We start from the raw sequence: 7,186 nt of genomic DNA, 5'->3' as shown, positions 1-7,186 counted from the left end.
GCACCGTCCCCGCCCCGGCCACCGACCTGACCCCTCCCCGCAAGCCCCTCCGCAAGTCCCTCCGAGCGAAAGCGCGCACATGACCAAGGACAAGACCTTCGCCCTGATCGTCGACGCCGTCCGCGAGATCCTCCCGGAACTCGCCGACCACGACTTCACCGAGACCGACACCCTGGACGCGCTCGGCGCCAACTCCATGGACCGCGCGGAGATCGTGATGACCGTCCTGGAGGAGATGGACCTGGACATACCCCTGGTCGACACCCACGGGCCGCAGAACCTGGGCGAGCTCGCGCAGCACCTCAGCGACACGGCAGCGGTCAAGGCCGGGTGACGTGAGCGACTCCGCAGGGCTCGTCGTCACCGGCATCGGCGTCACCACCGCCGTGGGCCGGGGCAAGGCCGCCTTCACCCGGTCACTGTTCGCGGGAGAGCACCGGTTCGCCGTCATGGACCGGCCCGGGCGGCAGTCCGGCACCCGGTTCGTGGGCGCCGAACTGCCCGCCCAGGCGCCGCCCACCCGGCTCGGCGCCCGGGAGCTGCGCACCGCGTCGCTCACCGGGCAGGTCGCCCTCGCCACCCTCGAAGAGGCGTGGACCGAGGCGGGACTCGACGGGTACGACCCGGACCGGGTCGGGCTCGTCATCGGCGGCAGCAACCTCCAGCAGCGCGAACTCGTCCTGGCCCACGACCGGCACCGGGCCAAGCCGCACTTCCTGCGGCCCAGCTACGGCCTGTCGTACCTGGACACCGACCTGTGCGGCCTGTGCACGAGCGCCTTCGGGATCCGCGGCCTCGCCCACACCGTGGGCGGCGCGTCGGCCAGCGGACAGCTCGCGGTCATCGAGGCGGCCGAGGCCGTCGCCGCGGGCCGCGTCGACGTGTGCGTCGCCCTGGGCGCGCTCGCCGACCTGTCGTACTGGGAGCTGCTCGGCCTGCACGCCATGGGTGCCATGGCGGGCGAGGAGCACGCCGACGCGCCCGCCGCGGCCTGCCGTCCCTTCGACACGGCGCGGTCCGGCTTCGTCTACGGCGAGGCCTGCGCCGCCCTCGTGATCGAGCGCCGGGGCGCCCGCCCCGACGCCCCCGCCCCGTACGCGCGGATCGGCGGCTGGTCCGTGCGCCTGGACGGCAACCGCAACCCCAACCCGTCCCTCGCGGGCGAGAGCGCCGCGATCCGCCAGGCCCTGGACCGCGCCGGGCTCACCGCCCGGGACATCGACTACGTCAACCCGCACGGCACCGCGTCCCCGACGGGCGACGAGACCGAGGTGGCGGCGCTCAAGGCCTGCGGCCTCACGCACGCCGCCGTCAACGCCACGAAGTCGATCACCGGCCACGGCCTGACGGCCGCCGGAGCCGTCGAGGCGGCCGCGTCCCTGCTGCAACTGCGGCACGGGCGGCTGCACCCCACGCGCAACCTCGCCGAACCCGTCGACGATGCCCTCCACTGGGTGCGCGAGACGGCCGTCGAGGCCGACATCCAGCACTGCCTGAGCCTGAGCATGGGCTTCGGCGGCATCAACACCGCACTGTGCCTGAGCGCGTGCGCCGCATAGAGAGCAGAACAGCGAACCCCATGTCCCGCGTCGGTATCGAAGCGATGAACGTGTTCGGCGGCTCGGCCGTGCTCGACGTCATGCAGTTGGCGCGGCACCGCGAGCTCGACCTCGCGCGCCTGAACAACCTCCTGATGAAGGAGAAGACGGTCGCGCTGCCCTTCGAGGACCCGGTCACCTTCGGGGCCAACGCGGCCCGGCCGCTCCTCGACCGCATGAGCGAGGAGGACAAGAGCCGCATCGAACTCCTCATCACCTGCACCGAGTCGGGCTTCGACTTCTCCAAGTCGGCGAGCACCTATCTGCACGACCAGCTCGGCCTGAGCCGCAACTGCCGCATGTTCGAGCTCAAGCAGGCCTGCTACGCGGGCACCGCCGGGCTCCAGATGGCCTGCAACTTCATCCTCTCGGGCACCTCGCCCGGCGCCAAGGCCCTGGTGATCGCCACGGACATCTCGCGCTACATCCTGGAGGACGGCGACGACGTGGCCGCGCAGGACTGGGCCTACGCCGAGCCCAGCGGCGGCGCGGGCGCGGTGGCCCTGCTGGTCAGCGCCGAGCCGCACGTCTTCCAGCTCGACGTCGGCGCCAGCGGCACCTACGGCTACGAGGTGATGGACACCTGCCGCCCCGCCCCCGACAGCGAGGCGGGCGACGTCGACCTCTCCCTGATGTCGTACCTCGACTGCTGCGAGCAGGCCTACCGCGCCTACGAGGCCAAGGTGGAGGGCGCGGACTACCGCGACACCTTCCAGTACCTCGCCTTCCACACCCCCTTCGGCGGCATGGTGAAGGGCGCCCACCGCACCATGATGCGCAAGGTCGCGGGGGCCAAGGGCGCCGAGGTCGCCGAGGACTTCGAGCGCCGCGTCGCCCCGGGCCTCAGCTACTGCGGCCGCGTCGGCAACATCATGGGCGCGACGGTCTTCCTCTCCCTCGCCGGGACCATCTGCACCGGCAGCTACCCCGACCCGCGGCGCGTCGGACTCTTCTCCTACGGATCCGGCTGCTGCTCGGAGTTCTACAGCGGCGTCGTCACCCCCGACGGCGCTGAGCGGCTGCGGGCCATGGGCATCGAGGACCACCTCGACGGGCGCTACCAGCTCTCCCTCGACGAGTACGACCAGCTCCTGCGCGAGAGCGCCTTCGTCCGCGTCGGCACCCGCGACACCGTCGTGAACCAGGACCTCGTCGCCAGGACCGCACCGCGCGGCACGGGCTCGTCGCCGCGCCTCGTCCTGCGCGCGATCAAGGAGTTCCACCGGGAGTACGCATGGATCGACTGACCTACTCCACCCTGCGCGTCCGCGAACAGGGCAGCGTCCTCTTCGCGCAGATCCACCGGCCCGACGCGGGCAACGCCATCAACGCCACGCTCGTCCACGAGCTCGACGACGTCTTCGCGCGCGCCGCCGGCGCGGAGCACACCACCGTCGTCGTCCTCGAAGGCCTGCCCGAGGTCTTCTGCTTCGGCGCCGACTTCGGCGTGATCAGCGACGCGGCGCGCTCGGGCCGGGACACGTCCTTCGACCCCGAGCCGATGTACGAGCTGTTCCGGCGCATGGCCTACGCCGACGTGCTCACCGTGGCGCACGTGCGCGGCAAGGCCAACGCGGGCGGCGTCGGCCTCGTCGCCGCGTGCGACGTGGTGATCGCCGACGAGAGCGCGACCTTCAGCCTCTCCGAGCTGCTCTTCGGCCTGATCCCGGCCGTCGTGCTGCCCTATCTGATCCGCAGGACCGGCTTCCAGCGCGCCCACTACCTCGCCGCCACCACCCAGACCGTCGACGCCCGCCAGGCCCACGAGTGGGGGCTCGTCGACGCCCTCGGCACACCCAGCGACGCGCTCCTGCGGCGCCACCTCCAGCGCCTGGGACGCCTGTCGAAGAAGGGCGTCGCGCGCTACAAGGCGTATCTGCGCGAGCTGTCCCCGCTGACCGAGCACACCAAGGACGTCGCGCTCGCCACCAACCGCCAGGTCTTCGGCGACCCCGACAACGTACGGGCCATCCGGCGCTACGCCGAGGAGGGCGTCTTCCCCTGGGAGAGCGCGCCCCCGGAGCCAGGCACGGCCCCTGGCCCCGCCACGGCCCCGGCGGCCCGGCCCGCGCCCCCGCCCCGCCCGCAGCCGTCCCCGAGCGAGACCACCGTGGAACCACAGCCCCCGCACCCCGCCCCGCCGCACCCCGCCACGCCGCCCGCCTTGTCGCCCCGGGCCCTCGGCAGCCCGCACTTCCGCGCGGCGCACGGCGTCGACTACGCCTACGCGGCCGGAGCGATGTACAAGGGCATCGCCTCGGTCGACCTCGTCACCGCCCTCGGCAACGCGGGCATGCTCGGCTTCTTCGGCACCGGCGGCCTCCCCCTCGACGAGGTCGACGACGCGATCACCCGCATCCGGAAGGGCCTGGACCCCGGCCGCGCCTTCGGCATGAACCTCCTCAACCACCCGGACGACCCGGACCTGGAGGCCCGTACCGTCGAGCTGTACCTGCGCCACGGCGTGCGCTCCGTCGAGGCGTCCGCCTATCTGCGGCCCACGCTGCCCCTGGTCCACTACCGCCTCGCGGGCCTCGGCACCGACGCCGAGGGGCGCCTGCGGCAGGACCACCACATCATCGCCAAGGTCTCGCGCACCGAGGTCGCCGAGCACTTCCTGCGCCCCGCCCCGGAACCCCTGGTGCGCCGCCTGCTCGACGACGGGCTCGTCACCCCCGAGCAGGCCGCGCTCGGGGCCCGCCTGCCGCTGGCCCAGGACCTGTGCGTCGAGGCGGACTCCGCGGGCCACACCGACGGCGGCAACGCCTACGTCCTGATGCCCGCGATGCGCGCCCTGCGCGACCGCGTGACGCGCGAGGAGGGCTACTCGGCACAGGGCGGCGAGGCCGCCGTGCGCGTCGGCGCGGCGGGCGGCATCGGCACCCCCGACGCGGCCCTCGCGGCCCTGACCCTGGGCGCCGAGTTCCTCGTGACCGGCTCCATCAACCAGTGCACCGTGGAGGCCGGGACCAGCGACGCGGTCAAGGACCTGCTCCAGGGCCTCGGCGTGCACGACACCGAGTACGCGCCCGCGGGCGACATGTTCGAGGTCGGCGCCCGCGTCCAGGCCGTCAGGAAGAGCACGTTCTTCCCCGCCCGCGCCCAGAAGCTGTACGAGCTCTACGTACGCCACGACTCCCTCGACGACCTCGACCCGCGCACCCGGGCCACCCTGGAGACCAAGTACTTCAAGCGCTCCCTCGACGAGGTGTGGGAGGAGACCCGGGCGTACCTCGCCCGGCGTTCCCCCGCCCGGCTCGCGGACGTCGAGCGCAGCCCCAAGCAGAAGATGGCCCACGTCTTCCGCTGGTACTTCGTCCACTCCACGCGCCTGGCGCTGCGCGGCGCCGACCAGCGCGTCGACTACCAGATCCACTGCGGCCCCGCCCTCGGCGCCTTCAACACCTGGGTGCGCGGCACCGACCTCGAACCGTGGCGCGGCCGCAGGGTCGACGTCATCGCCGAACGGCTGCTGCGGGAGACCGCGGCCCTGCTCACCGAGCGCCTGGCCGCCTACGGCGCCCTGGCCGCCGACAGCACACCACCCACGCCCGACACCGCCGTTGGCGGACCGGCACCTCTCGCGACGGCTGAGTGATCACATGACTTCCGTGTACGTATTCCCCGGGCAGGGCTCCCAGCGCAAGGGCATGGGCAAGGAGCTGTTCGAGAAGTACCCCGACCTCGTGGCCCGGGCGGACCGGCTGCTCGGCTACTCGCTGCGCGACCTGTGCGTCGACGACCCCGACCGGGTCCTCAACCGCACCGAGTACACCCAGCCCGCCCTCTACGCGGTCAGCGCCCTGCAGTACCTCGACCACGTCGACTCCGGCGGCGCCCCGCCCGCCGTCGTCGCCGGGCACAGCCTGGGCGAGTACAGCGCCCTGTTCGCCGCGGGCGCCTTCGACTTCACGACCGGCCTCGACCTCGTGCGCAGGCGCGGCGAGCTGATGAGCCGGGCCCCCAAGGGCGCGATGGCCGCCGTCGTCAACCTCGACCAGGAGCGCGTCGCGGAGATCCTGGCGGCACTGCCGTACTCCGGCATCGACATCGCCAACATCAACTCCCGGCAGCAGTGCATCCTCTCCGGCGCCTACGACGAGCTCCACGCCCCGGACGTCCGCGGGGCCTACACCGAGGCGGGGGCGCGGTTCGTCCCCCTCAACGTGAGCGCGGCCTTCCACTCGCGCTGCATGGCCGACGTCCAGGAGGAGTTCGCCCGCCATCTGGCGGGGGTCGACTTCCGCCCGCTGCGCCTCCCCGTGATCGCCAACTGCACGGCGCGGCCGTACCCCACGACCGGCTACTCCGACCTCCTCGTGCGGCAGATATCGAGCCCCGTGCGGTGGTACGAGTCCCTCTCCTGGCTGATGGCGCGCGGCCACGGCGACTTCCGGGAGATCGGCCCCGGCACCGTCCTGACCAAGCTCACCGCCAAGATCCGTGAGGAGCCGCTGTCCTTCGAGGAACCCGCGGCCCCGTCGCCCCGGGCGGCCCCCGCCCCCCACCGGCCCCTGCGGCGGCCCGAGGTCGTCTTCATGTACGGCGGCCAGGGCACGCAGTACTACCGCATGGGCCAGGAGCTGTACGACACCCACCCGGCGTTCCGGGACGCCATGGACCGGTGCGACGCGCTCTTCGCGGCCGCGCAGGGCACGTCCCTGGTGCCGGCCCTGTACGACGACTCCCGGCGCGGCCAGGACTTCGACGACGTCCTGCACACGCACGCGGCGCTCTACAGCATCGGCTGGAGCCTCACCGAGGCCCTGCGCGCGGAGGGCTTCCGCCCCGACGCGGTCCTCGGCCACAGCCTCGGCGAGTACGTCGCGGCCACCGTCGCCGGGGCGATGTCCTTCGAGGACGGCCTCGACCTCGTGATGAAGCAGGCCCACCTCCTCCAGGCGCGCTGCCGCCCCGGCGGCATGCTGAGCGTCCTCGCCCCGCCCTCCCTCTACCAGCGGCGGCGCGACCTGTTCGCCGGACTCGCCCTGGCGGGCGTCAACTTCACCGGCGAGGCCACCGGCAACTTCGTCGTCAGCGGCGAGGCCGAGCGCGTCGCCGAGGCCCGTGCCGCGCTCGACGCGGAAGGAGTGATCGCCGTCCGCCTTCCCGTGCGCCACGGCTTCCACTCCGGCCTCGTCGACGACATCCGGCACGAGTGCCGGAGCCTGGGCCGCGCGGTCACGGTCAACTCGCCCGACCTGCCGGTCTATTCGTGCGCGTACGCCGGCGAGCTGGACGGCGCGGCGCTGACCGGCTGGGACGACTACGCGTGGGACGTGATCCGGGGGCGCGTGCGCTTCGACGCGCTGATGGCCACCGCGTTCCGCGACCCGGCGCGCCACTACTTCGTCGACCTGAGCGCCAGCGGCTCCTTCGTCAACTTCCTCAAGCACGGCTACGGCCCCGACTACCGGGGCGCGTTCGCCATCAACCAGTTCGGCAACAACGCGGCGTCGATGCGGCGGCTGCGCGAGGGCCTGGAGCAGGCCGCCCAGCCCGCCCTGGTCTGACCCCGGGAACGGCAAAGGGGGCTCACCGCCGCGGCGGTGAGCCCCCTGACGCCTGCTCAGGCGCGTGCCGGGGTC

At 73.0% G+C, this 7,186-nt stretch carries 5 protein-coding genes; all 5 read left to right on the top strand.

Annotated elements, in window-relative coordinates:
• Positions 1-79: 79 nt before the first annotated feature.
• The 5 genes from C9F11_RS03300 to fabD are packed head-to-tail and all read left to right on the top strand — an operon-like array spanning position 80 to position 7,111.
• Positions 80-334, top strand: a complete 255-nt coding sequence (locus tag C9F11_RS03300) for an acyl carrier protein (protein ID WP_138957828.1) — start codon at positions 80-82, stop codon at positions 332-334.
• 1 nt (position 335) lies between these two features.
• Entirely contained in the window at positions 336-1,559 is a 1,224-nt protein-coding gene (locus tag C9F11_RS03295; protein ID WP_138957827.1) for a beta-ketoacyl synthase N-terminal-like domain-containing protein, read from the top strand.
• 20 nt (positions 1,560-1,579) lie between these two features.
• Entirely contained in the window at positions 1,580-2,845 is a 1,266-nt protein-coding gene (locus C9F11_RS03290) for a hydroxymethylglutaryl-CoA synthase (RefSeq protein ID WP_138957826.1), read from the top strand.
• Positions 2,833-5,196, top strand: coding sequence for an enoyl-CoA hydratase/isomerase (locus C9F11_RS03285; RefSeq protein WP_138957825.1), 2,364 nt, complete (start codon positions 2,833-2,835; stop codon positions 5,194-5,196). The genes C9F11_RS03290 and C9F11_RS03285 overlap by 13 nt, the downstream gene beginning before the upstream one ends.
• 4 nt (positions 5,197-5,200) lie before the next feature.
• Complete coding sequence (fabD, locus tag C9F11_RS03280) at positions 5,201-7,111, top strand: ACP S-malonyltransferase (RefSeq protein WP_249401575.1); 1,911 nt, start codon at positions 5,201-5,203, stop codon at positions 7,109-7,111.
• Positions 7,112-7,186 lie beyond the last annotated feature (75 nt).

It is taken from the genome of Streptomyces sp. YIM 121038, assembly GCF_006088715.1.
GTDB lineage: Bacteria > Actinomycetota > Actinomycetes > Streptomycetales > Streptomycetaceae > Streptomyces.
Note: the sequence above shows the minus strand (reverse complement) of the source record. Positions and strands in the feature narration are given on the sequence as shown.

Coding starts and splice junctions, on each gene's coding strand:
- fabD (WP_249401575.1), top strand. CDS start 5,201: ATGACTTCCGTGTACGTATTCCCCGGGCAGGGCTCCCAGCGCAAGGGC.
- C9F11_RS03300 (WP_138957828.1), top strand. CDS start 80: ATGACCAAGGACAAGACCTTCGCCCTGATCGTCGACGCCGTCCGCGAG.
- C9F11_RS03290 (WP_138957826.1), top strand. CDS start 1,580: ATGTCCCGCGTCGGTATCGAAGCGATGAACGTGTTCGGCGGCTCGGCC.
- C9F11_RS03285 (WP_138957825.1), top strand. CDS start 2,833: ATGGATCGACTGACCTACTCCACCCTGCGCGTCCGCGAACAGGGCAGC.